Genomic DNA, 16316 nt, shown 5'->3' with positions numbered 1-16316 from the left:
CGCCTGCTGCGCGGTGTTTCGGACTCGATCTGGCCGCGTTGGCGTCGCTCGACGGGCCACCGGCCCGCCTTCGCGCCGCCGCCTTGCCAGATCGGCCCGAAACACCGCTCGCGACGGCGCCGACTTGAGAGACATGCCCAGGCAGGTTCAGGTCACGCGTCCGTTTCCCCGGCGCCGTTCACGGGAACTTCACCGTGACCCCTCGGCGTCGGGGGCGGACGCGGCATAACGTGGGTCGGTATTCCCTGCCACTTGTCGAGGAGTCCCGATGCGTCGTACGTCGATCGTCGCGCTGGTCGCCGCTCTTGCGGTCACGCCGGCGCTTGCCAGCCCTGTACTTGCCGAACCGTTCAGCGGCGATGCCCAGCGTGACGGGCAGCGTGACGGCCAGTCGCGCGCCCACGAGCGGATCCGCTTCGCGACGTTCAACGCCTCGCTCAACCGCACCAGAGCCGGCGAGCTGGTCGAGCACCTGTCGACGCCGGACAACGCGCAGGCCAAGACCGTCGCCGAGATCATCCAGCGCGCCCGCCCGGACGTGCTGCTGGTCAACGAGTTCGACTACGACCCCCCGGCAGTCAACCTGTTCCGGAAGAACTACCTCGAGGTCCCCCAGAACGGCGCGGCCGCGATCCACTACCCGTACGCCTACGTCGCGCCGTCCAACACCGGTATCCCGAGCGGCTTCGACCTCGACAACAACGGCACCATCGGCGGCGGCAACGACGCATTCGGCTTCGGCCTCTACCCGGGCCAGTTCGGCATGGTCGTCTACTCGAAGTACCCGATCACCCGGCGCGAGGTGCGCACCTTCCAGCACTTCAAGTGGGCCGACATGCCGGGTGCGATGCTGCCGGACGACCCCGCGACGCCGGAGGAGAACGACTGGTACTCCCCGGAGGAGCAGAAGGCGTTCCGCCTCTCCAGCAAGTCGCACTGGGACATCCCGATCACGATCGATGGCGAGAAGGTCCACTTCCTGGTTTCGCACCCGACGCCGCCGGTGTTCGACGGTCCCGAGGACCGCAACGGCACCCGCAACTTCGACGAGATCCGGTTCTGGGCCGACTACATCAAGGGCGGCAAGAAGGCGCGCTACATCTACGACGACCGCGGCCACAAGGGCGGTCTGAAGAAGGGCGCCCGGTTCGTGGTGGCCGGCGACCAGAACTCCGACCCGCTCGACGGCGACTCGGTGCCCGGCGCCATCCAGAACCTGCTCGACCTGGACCAGGTCAACACCCGGCACGCCCCGACCTCCGAGGGTGGCGTCGAGGCGGCGGAGCTGCAGGGCGGGATCAATGCGGACCACCTGTCCGACCCGGCCCACGACACCGCCGACTTCGCCGACACCGCGCCCGGCAACCTGCGCGCTGACTACGTGCTGCCCTCGACGGGCTTCAGGATCGTCGACTCCCGGGTGTTCTGGCCGACCACGACCGACCCGCTGTTCCGGCTCACCGGCAACTTCCCGTTCCCGTCCTCGGACCACCGGCTGGTCTGGGTGGACGTACGCCGCCGCTGAAGGTCTGCCGACCAGGCGGCTGGTGGCGTCAGCACCCCTCCGGCGTTGGTGATCCGGGTGTGTCACTAAGGCGACCGGTAGTGACACACCTGGATCACCAACCGCGAATTGGCCGGCCGCACCGCGCTCGCCAGCTGGGCGGGTCATGCGGTTGATCAGATTGAGCCAGATCTGGCCATTCGTCGCCGGCCTGATTCGTATTAGGTTGTCCGCCATGCTCCGCGCCGTACTCCTTGCGATCGTGCTGGCTGTAGTCGCAGGCGGGCTGACCGCATGCTCCGATCGCCGGCCGGACCGCCCGGTGATCGCGCTGTTGCTGCCGGACATGGACGCGAAGCGGTTCGATGAGTCCGACAAGCCGCTGTTTATCGAGGCGGTCGAGCGGCTGTGTGAGAACTGCGTGGTGCTGACCTACAACGCCGACGGTGACGAGTTCGAGCAGCGCGAGCAGTGGAAGGACGCGCTCGCCAGGGGTGCGGACGTCATCGTGCTCGACGCCGTCGCCGAGTACATGGGCACCGACCTGGTGCGCACCGCGAAGGTACCGGTGGTCGCCTACGACAGGTTCATCGCCGGCGCCGACTACTACGTGTCGTACGACAATCCGGAGGTCGGCCGGCTGCAGGCCGAGGCGCTGGTCAAGGCGCTGCGCGGCGACGGCCCGATCCTGATGGTCAACGGCGGTGTGATGGACCCGAACGCGGGGGCGCTGAAGAAGGCCGCGCACAAGGTCATCGACGCGACGAAGATCGAGGTCGTCGACGAGCTGGACCCGTCGGACTGGGGCCAGGAGAACGCGAAGACCTGGACCGCCGAGCAGCTCGAGGACCGCGGCGCCGACGCGATCGAGGCCGTGTACGCCGCCAGCGACGCGCAGGCCGAGGGCGTCGTCGAGGCGTACCGCGCCGCCGGAGTGGAGGCCGCCGACATGCCGATCCTCACCGGCCAGGACGGTGAGCTCACCGCGCTGCGGCGGATCGTGAGCGGCACCCAGACGATGACGGTCTACAAGTCCATCCACGACGAGGCCGCGAAGGCCGCCGAGATCGCGGTGGCCCTGACCTTCGACCTGAAGGTCACCGGTGCGAAGGAGGTCAACGGCGTTCCGTCGTTCGTGTTCAAGCCGGTCACGGTCACCGTGGACAACCTGACCGACACCGTGGTCCGGGACGGTCTGTACACCGTCGACGAGATCTGCCCGGACGAGATCCAGAAGTCTTGCCAACGACACGGGCTCCTTTGAGCGAATCTGACGTATTCTCAATCCTCAGTCGGGGATCACATGGCCTGGGAGGGCATGGGGTCCCCGACGCTCATCTTTGAACGGGGTAGGGCCCGGGGTTGCCCAGGGGTATCCCGGATGAACGGCCAGCCACCAATTCGGCAGACTTGTTCTCATACCGAACGAGAACGGGGATCTCGACAATGCCGACCAAGCGACTCGGAGCCTGGCTGCGACGGCGCGTGATGCGCCTGGCCACCCGCAAGGGGATAGACCTTTCCCGGCTTGACGCCGTACCGGAGTCACTCGCGTGGCCGCTACGACGCGACCGGTTCGACCCGCCGACCCGGCTCGCCGAGGTGCGGGCCGAGGACCCGGTCCACAAGCTCACGTCCTTCATGGGGATCGGGGTCTGGCTGGTGACCGGGCTGGAGGCCGGCCGTGCCGTCCTCGCCGACACCACGTCGTACAGCAGCGACATCCGGCCGTACGTCGGGAAGAGCGGCGCCGCCGACGGCGACATCGGCGGTCTCGGCTTCACCGACCCGCCCGACCACACCCGGCTCCGCAAGCTGCTGACGCCGGAGTTCACGATGCGCCGGCTGGAGCGGCTGCGGCCGATAGTCCGCGAGATCATCGAGCAGCAGCTGGACGAGGTGGAGGCGGCCGGCCTCGACGGCGGCCCGGTCGACCTGGTGCCGACGTTCGCGTTCGCGGTGCCGTTCCTGGTGATCTGCGAGCTGCTCGGGCTGCCGGACGAGGACCGGGCGAGGTTTCGCGAGCTGAGCAGTGCCCGCTTCGACATCTCCGAGGGTGGGTACGGCGCGTTCGGCGCGATCTCCGGGTCGCGCGAGTTCCTGATGGAGGCCACCAAGCGGCAGCGGGTCAATCCCGGCCCCGGCCTGATCGGCCAGATCATCCGCGAGCACGGCGACGAGATCAGCGACTTCGACCTCGGCGGCCTGGCCGACGGGGTCTTCACCGGCGGCATGGAGACCAGCGCCGGCATGCTCGCCCTCGGCACCGCCGTACTCCTCGAACGGCCGGACGTCTGGGCCCGGCTGGCCGACGACGAGGGCGAGAGCGTCGCCGAGCCGGTGGTGGAGGAGCTGCTGCGCTACCTGTCGGTGGTGCAGGTCGCCTTCCCGCGGTTCGCGAAGGCGCCGGTCGAGGTCGGCGGACACCAGGTGGCCGAGGGCGACGTCGTCCTGGTCTCGCTGCCCGGTGCCGACCGCGATCCGGTCTTCGGCGCCGCGCCGGACGCGTTCGACCCGGACCGGCCGCCCCGCCAGCACCTCGCCTTCGGCCACGGCATGCACCGCTGCATCGGCGCCGAGCTGGCCAGGATGGAGCTGCGCATCGCCTACCCCGCGCTGGCGCGCCGCTTCCCCGACCTGAGCCTGGCCACCGACGACCTGCCATTCCGCCAGATGTCGATCGTGTACGGCGTAGACACGCTGCCGGTCACGCTCCACGCGCCGGCGGAGTGCCGTACGTCGTAGTCCGCTCGCGGGACGGGCGGCCGATGCCGTCGGCGGTCGCGTGCAGGTCGGCGACGGTCTTGGCGGAGCCGTGCTCGGAGCCGGCCATCCGGGAGATGGTCTCCTCCATCAGCGTGCCGCCGAGGTCGTTGGCGCCGGCGCGCAGCATCGCCTGCGTGCCCTCGACGCCGAGCTTGACCCAGGAGGTCTGGATGTTGTCGATCCGGCCATGCAGCAGGATCCGGGCCATCGCGTGCACGGCCAGGTTGTCGCGCATCGTCGGGCCCGGCCGGGCCACGCCGGCGAGGTAGATCGGCGCGCTGTGGTGGACGAACGGCAGTGGCACGAACTCCGTAAAGCCAGCGAAGCCGTCCTCTTGGTTCTTTTCTTGCATCCGGCTGAGCACGCGCAGGTGCTGGACCCAGTGCCGCGGGTTGTCGACGTGGCCGTACATCATCGTCGAGCTCGATCTGAGGCCGACGCGATGGGCGGTGCTGACGACCTCGACCCAGGTGCGGGTCGGCAGCTTGCCCTTGGTCAGGATCCAGCGCACGTCGTCGTCGAGGATCTCGGCGGCGGTGCCGGGGATCGTGTCGAGGCCGGACTCGCGGGCCTTGATCAGGAAGTCCTCGAAGCTCAGCCCGGTCCTGCTGGCGCCGTTGACGATCTCCATCGGGGAGAAGGCGTGCACGTGCATACCCGGCACCCGCTGCTTGACCGCCGCCGCGAGGTCGAAGTACGCCGTACCGGGCAGCTCCGGGTCGATGCCGCCCTGCATGCACACCTCGGTCGCGCCGTCACCCCACGCCTCCTCGGCCCGGTCCGCGACCTGGTCGAGGGAGAGCGAGTAGGCGTCGGCGTCGGTACGCCGCTGCGCGAACGCACAGAACCGGCAGCCGACATAGCAGACGTTGGTGAAGTTGATGTTCCGGTTGACCACGTAGGTCACCTCGTCGCCGACCACGTCCCTGCGCAGGTCGTCCGCCAGCCGGCACACCTGCTCCAGCAGCTCCCCCTCGGCCGTCATCAGCGTCAGCGCGTCCTCGTCGGACAGCCCGCCCGGGTCCCTCTCCGCGGCCCGCAAGGCGGATAGTCCAGAACGTTTGACATCACTTTTCGGCGCAGAGTGATGTCGAACGTTCTGGACTATCCCGGCCTGGAGCTCGGACCAGTCGCCGTACACGGAGTCGAAGTCGGTACGGCGGTCGGCGGTGCGGCCCTCGGAGTCGACGGCGGTGTGCAGGTCGGTGCGGCCGGTGCCGTCGCCGGCCGCGGCGAAGCCGCCGTCGGGCTCCTGCCAGGGCAGCCCGGTCGGCCGTACGCCGGGGCGCGCGAGGCCGTCGGGTCCGGCCAGGGCGGCGACGTGCGCGGACACCCGCGGGTCGAGCCACGGCTCGCCCCGCTGCAGCGACCCGACGACGTACTCGGGGTGCACGGTCAGCCGCGGCGCGAGCTCGAAGCCCGCCGCCGACGTCACCGAGCGCAGCCGGTCCAGCGATGGCCACGGTCGTTCCGGGTTGACGTGGTCGGGCGTGAGCGGGGAGACGCCGCCCCAGTCGTCGATGCCGGCGCCGAGCAGCGCCGCGCACTCCTCGAGCGAGACCAGGTTCGGCGGCGCCTGGACACGCGCCTTCGGGCCGAGCACCAACCGGGTGACCGCGATCGTGGCGAGGTACTCGTCGAGCGGGAGGTCGTCGGCATGCCGCATCGCGGTGTCCGGCTTGGCCCGGAAGTTCTGGACGATCACCTCCTGCAGCCCGCCGTACTGCCGGGCCACCGACCGCAGCGCGAAGATCGTCTCGGCCCGCTCGGCCAGGGTCTCGCCGATGCCGACCAGCAGACCCGAGGTGAACGGGATCGACAGCCGGCCGGCATCCTCGAGCACCCGGAGCCGCACCGCCGGGTCCTTGTCCGGCGAGCCGTAGTGGGCCTCGCCGCGGGTCTCGAAGAGCCGCCGCGAGGTCGTCTCCAGCATCATCCCCATGGACGGCGAGACCGGCTTGAGCCGGTTCAGCTCCTCCCACGACATCACGCCCGGGTTGAGGTGGGGGAGCAGCCCGGTCTCCTCGAGGACCCGCACCGCCATCGCCCGGATGTAGGCGAGCGTGGAGTCGTAGCCCTCCGCATCCAGCCACTCGCGTGCCTCCGGCCACCGCTCCTCGGGCCGGTCGCCGAGGGTGAACAGCGCTTCCAGGCAGCCCAGCCCGGCGCCCTCGTGAGCGATCGCGAGGATCTCGTCCGGCGACAGGTACGGCGCCCGGCCGTCGCGCTTGGCCTGCGACGGGGTCTCCACGAACGTGCAGTAGTGGCAGCGATCGCGGCACAGCCGGGTGACCGGGATAAACACCTTGGGCGAGTAGGTCACCACACCGGGCCGCCCGGCGGCGGTCAGGCCGGCGTCACGGACCCGGGCAGCGGCGGCACTCAGGCGGCCCAGGTCGTCGCCGCGGGCGGCCAGCAGCGCCGTCGCCTCCGGTACGTCGAGAGCCGCGCCGCGCTCGGCGCGGGCCAGTGCGCGGCGTACCTGCTGGGGTGTCACGTCGGGCACCGCTTCACCCTAACGCTCGGGCCCTGAGCCGCATCCGAGCAGTCAGATGCCGAGCGAGCGCCCGATGATCTCCTTCTGGATCTCGGTGGTGCCGCCGTAGATGGTGGAGATCCGGCTGTCGATGAACGCCTTCGCGGCGGGGTATTCCAGCATGTAGCCGTAGCCACCGTGCAGCTGCACCGCCTGGCTGGCCATCTTCACCTGGAGCTCGGTGACCCACCACTTGGCCATCGACGCGCCGACCGAGTCGAGCTCGCCCTTGTTGTGCTTGACCACGCAGTCGTCGACGAAGGTCTGCGCGATCTTTGTCTCGGTGGCCATCTCGGCGAGCAGGAACCGGTTGTGCTGGAACTTGCCGATCGGGCGGCCGAACGCCTCCCGCTCCTTCGCGTACTTCAGGCACATGTCCAGGATCGCCTGGCAGCCGGCCGCGGCCTGGGCGGCGATGATCAGCCGCTCCTGCGGCAGGTTCTGCATCAGCGAGATGAAGCCGCTGCCCTCCGGTCCGAGCAGGTTCTCCTTCGGCACCTGCACGTCCTCGAAGACCAGCTCGGCGGTGTCCTGGGCGTGCATGCCGACCTTCTCCAGGTTGCGGCCGCGCGAGAACCCCTCCATCCCGCGCTCGACGACCAGCAGGCTGATGCCCTGGTGGCCGGCGTCCGGGTCGGTCCGGGCGACCACGATCACCAGGTCGGACAGGATGCCGTTGCTGATGAAGGTCTTGGAGCCGTTCAGCACGTAGTGGTCGCCCTTGTCGACGGCGTTGGTGCGGATGCCCTGCAGGTCGCTGCCGGCGCCGGGCTCGGTCATCGCGATCGCGGTGATGAGGTCACCGCTCACGCAGCCGGGCAGCCAGCGCTGCTTCTGCTCGTCGGTGCCGAGAGTGATGAGGTACGGAACGATGATGTCGGTGTGCACCGAGAAGCCCGGGCCCGCGATGCCGGCGTGGGTCTGCTCCTCCGAGACGATCATGTTGTAGCGGAAGTCGGAGACGCCGGGGCCGCCGTACTCCTCGGGTACGTCGAAGCAGAGCAGGCCCTGGGCGCCCGCCTTCTGCCACACCTCGCGGGACACGACGCCGTCCTTCTCCCACTGCTCGTTGTGGGGGACCATCTCGCGCTCGACGAAGGCGCGCACGCTGTCGCGGAAGGCCTCGTGCTCGGGTTCGAAGATCTCACGGGTGGTGCTCACGCGACTGGCTCCTTCATCGGCAGACGTGGACACGCTTACTGTGACAGTAATGCTGTCACAATGGCAAGGGTGCATTAGTGTGACGTGCGTGAGTGTGGAGGCCGAAGCGGAGCTGCTGACGATTGACGAGGTCGCGGCAGCCACCGGCGTGACTACGCGTACGACGCGCTACTACCTGTCGCTCGGCCTGCTGCCCTCGCCGATCAAGCGTGGTCGGGTGACCTACTACGCCGCCGAGCACAGGGCTCGGCTGATGCTGATCCGCGCCCTGCAGGACCACGGGTTCACGCTGGCCGCGATCGAGGGCTACCTTCGGCGGCTGCCGAAGGACGCGACCGCCGAGGAGCTCGCCGTCCAGCGGGCGATGCTGGCGCCCTGGTCGCCTGCCAGGCGGGAGGAGCTCACCCGGCGCCAGCTCGACACCCGCGCGGGCCGCGGGCTGAGTGACGAAGACATCGACCGGCTTGTGCGCACCGGCGCGCTGGAGCGCCATGAGTCGGGCAGGCTGGTGCCGCTGCCGCCGTTCCGGATCGGCGTCGAGCTGCTCGACCTCGACGTACCGGAGTCGACGATCCTCGCCGCCGGCGAGGCGATCGGCTCGCACATGGACCAGCTTGTCGACGAGCTGACCCGGATCATGCGCGAAGATGTGATCGACCCCTACCGACAGGCACGCCCCACCGAGGAGGACGCGGCCCGGTTCGAGCAGACCGTCGCCAAGCTCCGGCAGCTGGTGCTGGAGTCGATCGTGACCGGCTTCCAGCGCGCCGCCAACGAGCTCATCACCACCTCGCTCGAACGCGACTGACCCAATGCCAGACCACGTGTCCGAGGGGGTGGAGCGATCGGACGTGGGCGGGTTGGGCTCGGGCGTCTGCGGGCGGCGTCAAGCGGCTTGGCCGCGGCGCGCGCCAACGGCGCGCAACCAACAGCGACGGCCATGCGCGCGACGCGCCGCCGCAAGCGCCCGTGGACGCCCGAGGTCGGCCCGACCACGTCCCCACGCCCAAGACTTCAGCCACATGTCCCCCAAACGACGACAGCCCCTGCGGTCGCAGGGGCTGTCGTCGTACAAGGCGGCGTTGGCGCTGGTCAGACGCCGGCCTTGGTGGTTGGGGTCCACTCCTCCAGTTCGTCCGGGTCGACCAGGGGCGCGCCGCGGTCGAGCTTGCTCGGCCACCAGATCTTGCCGCCGAGGTCGAGGTTGAGCGCGGTGACCAGCACCGACCGGACGATCATCGTGTCCAGGATGACGCCCAGGGCGACCGCGACTCCGAGCTCGGCCAGGAACACCAGTGGCAGTGAGCCCAGCACCAGGAACGTGGCTGCCAGCACCAGTCCCGCGGACGTGATCACGCCACCGGTCGCCGAGAGCGCCACCAACGAGCCCTCGCGGGTCCCGCGTGTCATCGTCTCCTCGCGCACCCGGGTCATCAGGAAGATGTTGTAGTCGATCCCGAGCGCGACCAGGAACACGAAGACGAACAGCGGGAACGACGCATCGGCGCCCTCGAAGCCGAAGATGTAGGTGAAGATCAGCGACGAGATGCCGAGCGCCGCACCGAAGGACAAGATCACGGTGAGGATCAGCAGGATCGGCGAGAGCAGCGCGCGGAGCAGCACCATCAAGATCAGCAGCACCACGAACAGCACGATCGGGATGATCACCTTGTTGTCGCGATCGGAGGCGACCCGGGTGTCGAGCAGGATCGCCGACCAGCCGCCGACCAACGCGTCGGCGCCGTCGACACCGTGCGCCAGGACTCGGATGCGCTCGACCGCGTCGTACGCACCCTCGGCCGTCGCGTCCTCCTTCAGCGGAGCAGCGATGTAGGTGATCCCGCCCTTGGTCACGGGCGGATCCACCCGCTGCACGCTCGGGTCCTTGGCGATCGCGGCCGCGACGGCCTCGCCCTGGTCCGCGTTGGCGACCACCATGACCGGGTTGGAGGTATCGGCAAGCTTGTGCTCGGTGAGCACGCGCTGGCCGATGATCGAGTCGAAGTCCTTGGTGTAGGACTCCTCGGTGCTCAGGCCGTCGGTGTCGAGCTGGGTGAAGCCGAGCGTGGCGATCGCCAGGATGACCGAGGTGACCACCCAGACCTGGCGCGGCTTGGGCTTGATCCAGTTGCCGACCTTGGCCCACATGCCGGTCTCGGTCGGCTCAGCGGAGTCGAAGTGCGGGACCAGCGGCCAGAACATCCAACGGCCGAAGATCACCAGCAGCGCGGGCAGCAGGGTGATCATGATGAGCAGCGCGACCGCGACGCCGATGGCGGTCACCGGGCCGAGACCAGCGGTCGAGTTCATCTCGGCGAACATCAGGCAGAGCATGCCGAGGACGACGGTGGCGCCGCTGGCGATGATCGCCGGCGTGGCCCGGTGCAGCGCGAACGCCATCGCCTCGTGGCGGTCCTCGTGGCGGCGGAGCTCTTCTCGATAGCGCGCCACCAACAGCAACGCGTAGTCGGTCCCAGCGCCGAACACCAACACCGTGAGGATGCTCTGACTCTGGCCGTTGACGGTGAGGTCGAAGTTCTTGGCCAGGAAGTAGATAAGGGCTTGGGCGGTGAACAGGGCAACGCCGACCGAGAAGATCGGCAGGATCCACAGGATCGGGCTGCGGTAGGTGAACAGCAGGATCACGATCACCACGGCGGCCGAGGAGAACAGCAGCGTGGTGTCGATGCCCTCGAATGCCTCGGCGGCGTCCGCGGCCTGGCCGCCGGCCCCGGCGACGTGGACCGAGAGCCCGTCGCCCTCCTTGGCGATGTCACGGATGGCATCGACGGCGTCCGGCATCTCGTTCCAGCCGTTCTCGCCGAAGTTGAACGTGACCAGGGTCTGCATGGCCTCGCCGTCGTCGGACTTCTGGGGCGGGATCACCTCCCCCTCGACGCCGTCGATCTCCTGGAGCTCCTTGACCTGGGCGAGGGCGGTGGCCTCGTCCTCAGCCGTGAGGCCACCCTCGCGCTCGTACACGATCACGGTCGGGATGGCATTCGGGTCCTGGAACGGCTCGAGCTTCTCCAGCGCCCGAGTCGACTCCGCCGTGGCGGGGAGCCATGAGGACGTTTCGTTGTTCTGGACGTCGGCGAGCTTCGCGGCGAACCCGAACGATCCGAAGAGGATCACGAGCCACGCGGCCAGGACGATCCACTTGGTGACCGGGCTGGTGAGCTTCCCGGCTATTTGACGATGCATTTCTGAGACTCCGTTGGGTGTGAGCGTGTGGGGTCGTTGGGTGGGTCAGTGCTTCGCCGAGGCGGGCTCCCACTCGTTGATCGCGTCCGGGTCGATCGGCTCGCCACGGTCGAGCTTGCTCGGCCACCAGATCTTCGAGCCGAGGTCGAGGTTGAGCGCGGTGACCAGCACCGACCGGACGATCATGGTGTCGAGCAGGACGCCGAGCGCGACCGCAACGCCGAGCTCCACCAGGAACACGAACGGAAGCGTGGCCAGGACCAGGAAGGTCGCGGCCAGCACCAGACCGGCCGAGGTGATCACACCGCCGGTCGACGACAGCGCCACCAGGGAGCCCTCGCGAGTCCCTCGATGCAGCGTCTCCTCGCGGACCCGGGTCATCAGGAAGATGTTGTAGTCGACGCCCAGCGCCACCAGGAACACGAACGAGAACAGCGGGAAGCCGGCATCGGCGCCCTCGAAGCCGAACACGTAGTGGAACAGCAGCGCGGACAGGCCGAGCGCGGCGCCGAAGGACAGGACCACTGTGCCGAGCAGCAGCACCGGCGCCAGCAGCGCGCGGAGCAGCACCATCAGGATCAGCAGCACGACCACGAGCACGATCGGGATGATCACCTTGGTGTCCCGGTCGGCCGAGGTCTTGGTGTCGAGGTAGAACGCTGCCGCCCCGCCGACCAGCGCCTCCGCGCCGTCGACCCCATGGGCGGTGTCGCGCGCGTTCTCAACCACATCCCACGCCGCGTGTGAGGCCATGTCCTCGGTGAGGGGTGCCTCGAACCACACCCGGCCGTCGGACAGCGGCCGGAGGTCGGACGGCTTGCCGACTCCCTCGACGTCGCCGACCGCCTGCTGTACGTCGGCGGCGGCCGACTCCTCGGCGACCACCTGCAGCGTGTTGGAGTTGTCGGCCAGGCCGTGTCCGGCGAGCAGCTTCTGCGCCTTGATCGAGTTGAGCTCCTCGGTGAAGGAGTCCTCGGTGGACAGGCCGGTGGCATCGAGCCGGAACAGGCCGAGGCTGGCGATGGCCAGGATCACGGCGGTGACGATCCAGATCGCGCGCGGGCGAACGCTGATCCGCTGGCCCATCTTGGCCCACAGGCCGGTCTGGGTCGGTTCGTCGGACCCGAAGGTGGGGAGCTTCGGCCAGAAGATCCAGCGGCCGAGGATCACCAGCAGCGCCGGCAGGAAGACGACCATGACCAGCAGGGTCACCGCGACGCCGACCGCAAGCACCGGACCCAGGCTGGCGGTCGAGTTGAGGTCGGCGAAGGCCAGGCACATCAGGCCAATCACGACGGTCGCGGCGCTGGCGATGATCGCCGGAGCGGCGCGGTGCAGCGCGAAGGCCATCGCCTCGTGCCGGTCCTCGTGGCGGCGGAGCTCTTCTCGGTAGCGGGCCACGAGCAGGAGCGCGTAGTCGGTGCCGGCGCCGATCACCAGGATGCTCAAGATGTATTGGCTCTGGTCGTTGACGGTGAGGTCGGCGTACCTCGCCATCAGATAGACCACGCCGCCGGCCATCACGTTGGCGATACCGGCACTGAGGATCGGCAGGATCCACAGGATCGGGCTGCGGTAGGTGAAGACAAGGATCACGATCACCGCGAGGAAGGTCAGCGCCAGCAGCCAGAAGTGGGAGTTCTCGAACGACTCGATGAAGTCGGACGCCTGGCCACCGAAGCCACCGACGTACACGTCGGCGCCCTCGAGCTTGGCGACCTCCTTGATCTCGTCGACGGGCGGGCCGATCTTGTTCCACCCGTCCTTGCCGAAGTTCAGCACGAAGTAGACGTAGGCGACCTCGCCGTCCTCGGACACCAGGTCCGGGACGTTCTCGCCCTGCGCCTGGAGCGCGCGGGCGGCGTTCGGCGTGAGTACGCCGGCATCGGTGATGCCCTCGACGTTGCCGATTTCCTCGGCCTGCTCGTCCATGGCCGCGAAGTCGGCCTCGGTCAGGCCGGAGTCGCGGTGGTAGACCACCAGCGTGGGGATGTCGTTGGGGTTGACGTCATCGGAGATCTCGTTGGAGACCTTGGTCGACTCGGCGGTCGAGGGAACCCACGACGACGCCTCGTTGTCTTTGACCTCGGCCAGCTTGCCGCCGAGGATGGCGAAGCCGAAGGCGAGCAGGATCGTGGCAACCAGCACGATCCACTTGGTGGTGGGGCCGGTCAGTCTGCCGGCTATTTGACGATGCATTTTCTAACACTCCGTTGGGTCCGCGCGCTGTTGCCGATTCCGGCCTCCCCGAGTTGACCAGAGACCACCGACAATTTCATCGGTCGCAGCCTGGGTGGCGTCGGTTTCACGACGCCTTCATGGCGCCTTCATGCCGACGGGTATGCCGCTGGCAGGGGGAGTCCGGTGCTCATCATGGCGTCTCTGAGTCGATCGGGATAGTTAGTTATCAAACCGTCGACACCCAGGTTGATCAGGGATTTCATGGTCGGCGGGTCGTCGACGGTGTAGGGAATGACCCGCATGCCCGCTTCGTGTGCTTGATCCACCATCGCCGGTGTCACAAAAGGCCGGTATGCCGGATCCTCGACGCCGGTCGCGAACGGTGAACCGTGAATCGGGGACACCGCATCGAATTCGTACGACGCGGCCGCGGCGACCAGATTTCCGTCGTACTCGTCGATATCGAGGCCGCCGAGCCAGGGCGAGGCGCCGGGCATGCCGGCCTCCAGATAGTGGCCGCTGGTGAGTGCGTTGAGCCGGAGCCCGGGCTCGGCCTCGCGCACCATCGCCAGCAGGCCCCAGTCGAAGCTCTGCACCGACACCCGGTCGACCAGCCCGGCGTCGCGCACCAGCCCGGTCACCACGTCAACGAAGCGCTCCCGCGGCGCGGTCTCGGTGGGCGCGAGCACCTCGTACTTGGTCTCCACGTTGACCTGCACGCCGTCCGCACCGCGCGCGGCGAGCAGCGCGAAGACCTCCTCCAGCCGCGGCATCCGGGCGCCCGGCACCGACCGCTGCCCGGGGAAGGCATCCTGGGTCAGCGAGCCGGCGTCGAGGGTCGAGACCTGGGCCCAGGTCAGCCGGGTGAGGTACTGGCCGACGTACGCGCCGCGCAGCTTGGCTGGGTCGAGCTTCCGGTCGTGGGTGACGGCCGCGACGCCGTCGGCGGTCACGTGTACGTCGCACTCCAGCGTGGTCACGCCGAGGTCGAGCGCGTGGCCGAAGGCGGCGAGCGTGTTCTCGACGTACAGCCCGGCGCCGCCGCGATGCGCCTGGAGGTCGAACGCCTCGGTCAGCCGGGTGCCCACACGGGCAAGTTAGCCGATCAGCTCCTTCATCCGGCTGACCAGCGCGGCCGGGTCCGCGGCGGCCGGCTGGATCTGCAGGTTGGTGACGCCGGCCTCGCGGAAGGCCTCGATCCGCTCCTTCACGTACGACTCGGGACCGACCAGGTTGGTCATCTCGAGCAGCTCGGTCGGGACCTTGGCCGCCGCCTCCTCCTTCTTGCCGTCGAGGTAGAGGTCCTGGATCTCGCGGGCGGCGTCGCCGAAGCCGTACTCGGTGACCAGCCGGTTGTAGAAGTTCTTGCCGCGGGCGCCCATGCCGCCGATGTAGAGCGCCGCGAACGGCCGGGCGAAGTCCAGCAGCGCCTTGGTCTCGGCGCCTTCACCGATGGCGCACATGCCGCCGGCCGACACCTCCAGCGGGGCCAGGTCGGCGGAGCGCTTCGCATGGCCGGCGTCCAGCGCCGCGCCCCAGGTGTCCGCGGCCTTCTCGGGGTAGAAGAAGATCGGCAGCCAGCCGTCCGCCTTCTCGGCGGTGAGCTCGACGTTCTTGGCACCGAAGGCGGCCAGATAGATGGGTACGGCGGAGCGCTCGGGGTGGTTAAGCAGCTTCAGCGGCTTGCCGAGGCCGGTGCCCTGGTCCTTCGGGAGCGGCAGCTTGAAGATGCCGTCGGCCTGCAGCGGCTCACGGCGCAGCGCCATCCGGACGATGTCGATGATCTCGCTGGTGCGCGCGATCGGCTTGTCGTAGGGCATGCCGTGCCAGCCCTCGATGACCTGCGGTCCGGAGGCGCCAAGGCCGAGGATCGCGCGGCCACCGCTGACGTTGTCGAGGCCGGCCGCGGTCTGGGCGAGCAGGCCGGGGGTGCGAGAGTAGACGTTGAGGATCGCCGAACCGATCTCGATGGTCTCGGTCTTGGCCGCGAGGTAGCCCATCAGCGTGGGGGCGTCGAAGCTGTAGACCTCCGCGATCCAGACCGTGTCGAGACCGGCCTTCTCGAGTGCGGCCACCTGGTCGGCCGCGTCGCGCGGGTTGCCGGCGTACATCAGCGGCATGGACAGCTTCATGGGTGGACCTCTCGTTCAGGACGTCGACGACTCTGACAGTATCGCTGTCATGACGACGTACACCATCGCTGTGATCGGCGGCACAGGCCCACAGGGCAAGGGCCTGGCCTACCGGTGGGCCAAGCACGGCCACACCGTCGTGATCGGGTCGCGGGCCGCGGAGAAGGCTGCCGGAGTGGCCTCGGAGGTAGCCGAGCGAGTGGCCGCCGAGGGTGGGGCCGGCGCAGTCAGCGGTCTGGCGAACGCCGACGCCGCGGCTGCTGCGGACGTGGTCGCGCTGGTGGTGCCGTGGGACGGTCACGACTCGCTCGTGGCAACGCTGTCTTTGGCTGGGAAGACCGTCATCTCCTGTGTGAACCCGCTCGGCTTCGACAAGGGCGGTCCCTATGGGCTGGTGCTCGGCGAGACCTCGGCGGCGGAGTCGGCGGCCGCGCTGGCTCCCGAGGCGGCCGTGGTGGGTGCCTTCCACCATGTCTCCGCGGTGTCGCTGTGGTCGGACGCCGAGTACCTGGACCATGAGGACGTGCTGGTCTGCGGCGACTCCGCGGACGCGAAGGCCGTGGCCATCACGCTCGCCGAGGCCGTCGTCGGCCGCCCCGGCGTCGACGCCGGCGCGCTGCGCCTCGCTCGCCAGCTCGAGCCCCTCACCGCCGTACTCATCTCGATCAACAAGAAGTACAAGGTGCGGTCCGGCGTGCGGGTGGCTGGGCTCTAGGCAGCGATGTGCCGGTTTCACTAGGTGGGTCACATCGGTGAGTGCAACATCCTGCTCCTGATGGGTGTGTCGCATGGCTGGTCCGGTGTTCTCGTGGCGGATGGTGCCGTCTGTGTT

Annotated in this window: 11 protein-coding genes; 5 read left to right on the top strand and 6 right to left on the bottom strand. The window is 68.8% G+C overall.

What is annotated here, in order from left to right:
- Nucleotides 1-268 precede the first annotated feature (268 nt).
- From DDV73_RS14525 to DDV73_RS14515, 3 genes are all read left to right on the top strand, one after another.
- Nucleotides 269-1525 (top strand): endonuclease/exonuclease/phosphatase family protein, encoded by a 1257-nt coding sequence (locus tag DDV73_RS14525; RefSeq protein ID WP_109507976.1) that lies wholly within the window; start codon nucleotides 269-271, stop codon nucleotides 1523-1525.
- A 214-nt stretch (nucleotides 1526-1739) separates the two neighbouring features.
- Entirely contained in the window at nucleotides 1740-2768 is a 1029-nt protein-coding gene (locus tag DDV73_RS14520) for a substrate-binding domain-containing protein (RefSeq protein WP_161962405.1), read from the top strand.
- A gap of 182 nt (nucleotides 2769-2950) precedes the next feature.
- Nucleotides 2951-4249: a cytochrome P450 gene (locus DDV73_RS14515; RefSeq protein ID WP_206050884.1), complete on the top strand. Its 1299-nt coding sequence runs from the start codon at nucleotides 2951-2953 to the stop codon at nucleotides 4247-4249.
- Here DDV73_RS14515 and DDV73_RS14510 read toward each other — a convergent pair.
- Together DDV73_RS14510 and DDV73_RS14505 are read right to left on the bottom strand one after the other, a co-directional pair.
- Nucleotides 4212-6776 carry a bifunctional FO biosynthesis protein CofGH gene (locus DDV73_RS14510; RefSeq protein ID WP_109507974.1) on the bottom strand — a complete coding sequence of 855 codons (2565 nt, stop codon included), beginning with the start codon at nucleotides 6774-6776 and terminating at the stop codon, nucleotides 4212-4214. The two genes, DDV73_RS14515 and DDV73_RS14510, sit on opposite strands and share 38 nt — an antisense overlap.
- 42 nt (nucleotides 6777-6818) lie before the next feature.
- Entirely contained in the window at nucleotides 6819-7967 is a 1149-nt protein-coding gene (locus tag DDV73_RS14505) for an acyl-CoA dehydrogenase family protein (protein ID WP_240617289.1), read from the bottom strand.
- Between the two features lie 88 nt (nucleotides 7968-8055).
- On the opposite strand from DDV73_RS14505, the gene DDV73_RS14500 reads away from it, so the two are divergent.
- Nucleotides 8056-8775, top strand: a complete 720-nt coding sequence (locus DDV73_RS14500) for a MerR family transcriptional regulator (RefSeq protein ID WP_161962404.1) — start codon at nucleotides 8056-8058, stop codon at nucleotides 8773-8775.
- A gap of 284 nt (nucleotides 8776-9059) precedes the next feature.
- Here DDV73_RS14500 and DDV73_RS14495 read toward each other — a convergent pair whose 3' ends face one another.
- From DDV73_RS14495 to DDV73_RS14480, 4 genes are all read right to left on the bottom strand, one after another.
- Nucleotides 9060-11171: an MMPL family transporter gene (locus DDV73_RS14495; protein WP_109507972.1), complete on the bottom strand. Its 2112-nt coding sequence runs from the start codon at nucleotides 11169-11171 to the stop codon at nucleotides 9060-9062.
- A 45-nt stretch (nucleotides 11172-11216) separates the two neighbouring features.
- A complete protein-coding gene (locus tag DDV73_RS14490) occupies nucleotides 11217-13370 on the bottom strand; it encodes an MMPL family transporter (protein ID WP_109507971.1) in 2154 nt (717 codons plus the stop codon).
- Between the two features lie 128 nt (nucleotides 13371-13498).
- Complete coding sequence (locus DDV73_RS14485) at nucleotides 13499-14440, bottom strand: glycerophosphodiester phosphodiesterase family protein (protein ID WP_109507970.1); 942 nt, start codon at nucleotides 14438-14440, stop codon at nucleotides 13499-13501.
- Nucleotides 14441-14449: 9 nt separating this feature from the next.
- On the bottom strand, nucleotides 14450-15484 hold the full coding sequence (locus DDV73_RS14480; protein ID WP_109507969.1) for an LLM class F420-dependent oxidoreductase: 1035 nt from the start codon (nucleotides 15482-15484) through the stop codon (nucleotides 14450-14452).
- Between the two features lie 49 nt (nucleotides 15485-15533).
- Between DDV73_RS14480 and npdG the strand changes: the two genes are divergently transcribed.
- Entirely contained in the window at nucleotides 15534-16199 is a 666-nt protein-coding gene (npdG, locus tag DDV73_RS14475; protein ID WP_109507968.1) for an NADPH-dependent F420 reductase, read from the top strand.
- The last annotated feature ends 117 nt before the right edge of the window (nucleotides 16200-16316 follow it).

It is taken from the genome of Nocardioides speluncae, assembly GCF_003121585.1.
In the GTDB taxonomy this organism is placed as follows: domain Bacteria; phylum Actinomycetota; class Actinomycetes; order Propionibacteriales; family Nocardioidaceae; genus Nocardioides; species Nocardioides speluncae.
The sequence above is the reverse complement of the archived record's forward strand: the minus strand, read 5'-3'. Positions and strand labels throughout refer to the sequence as shown.

Bases quoted from the DNA above. Each gene is read 5' to 3' on its own strand.
- DDV73_RS14525 (WP_109507976.1), top strand. From the start codon at position 269: ATGCGTCGTACGTCGATCGTCGCGCTGGTCGCCGCTCTTGCGGTCACG.
- DDV73_RS14515 (WP_206050884.1), top strand. From the start codon at position 2,951: ATGCCGACCAAGCGACTCGGAGCCTGGCTGCGACGGCGCGTGATGCGC.
- DDV73_RS14480 (WP_109507969.1), bottom strand. From the start codon at position 15,484: ATGAAGCTGTCCATGCCGCTGATGTACGCCGGCAACCCGCGCGACGCG.
- npdG (WP_109507968.1), top strand. From the start codon at position 15,534: ATGACGACGTACACCATCGCTGTGATCGGCGGCACAGGCCCACAGGGC.
- DDV73_RS14490 (WP_109507971.1), bottom strand. From the start codon at position 13,370: ATGCATCGTCAAATAGCCGGCAGACTGACCGGCCCCACCACCAAGTGG.
- DDV73_RS14495 (WP_109507972.1), bottom strand. From the start codon at position 11,171: ATGCATCGTCAAATAGCCGGGAAGCTCACCAGCCCGGTCACCAAGTGG.
- DDV73_RS14520 (WP_161962405.1), top strand. From the start codon at position 1,740: ATGCTCCGCGCCGTACTCCTTGCGATCGTGCTGGCTGTAGTCGCAGGC.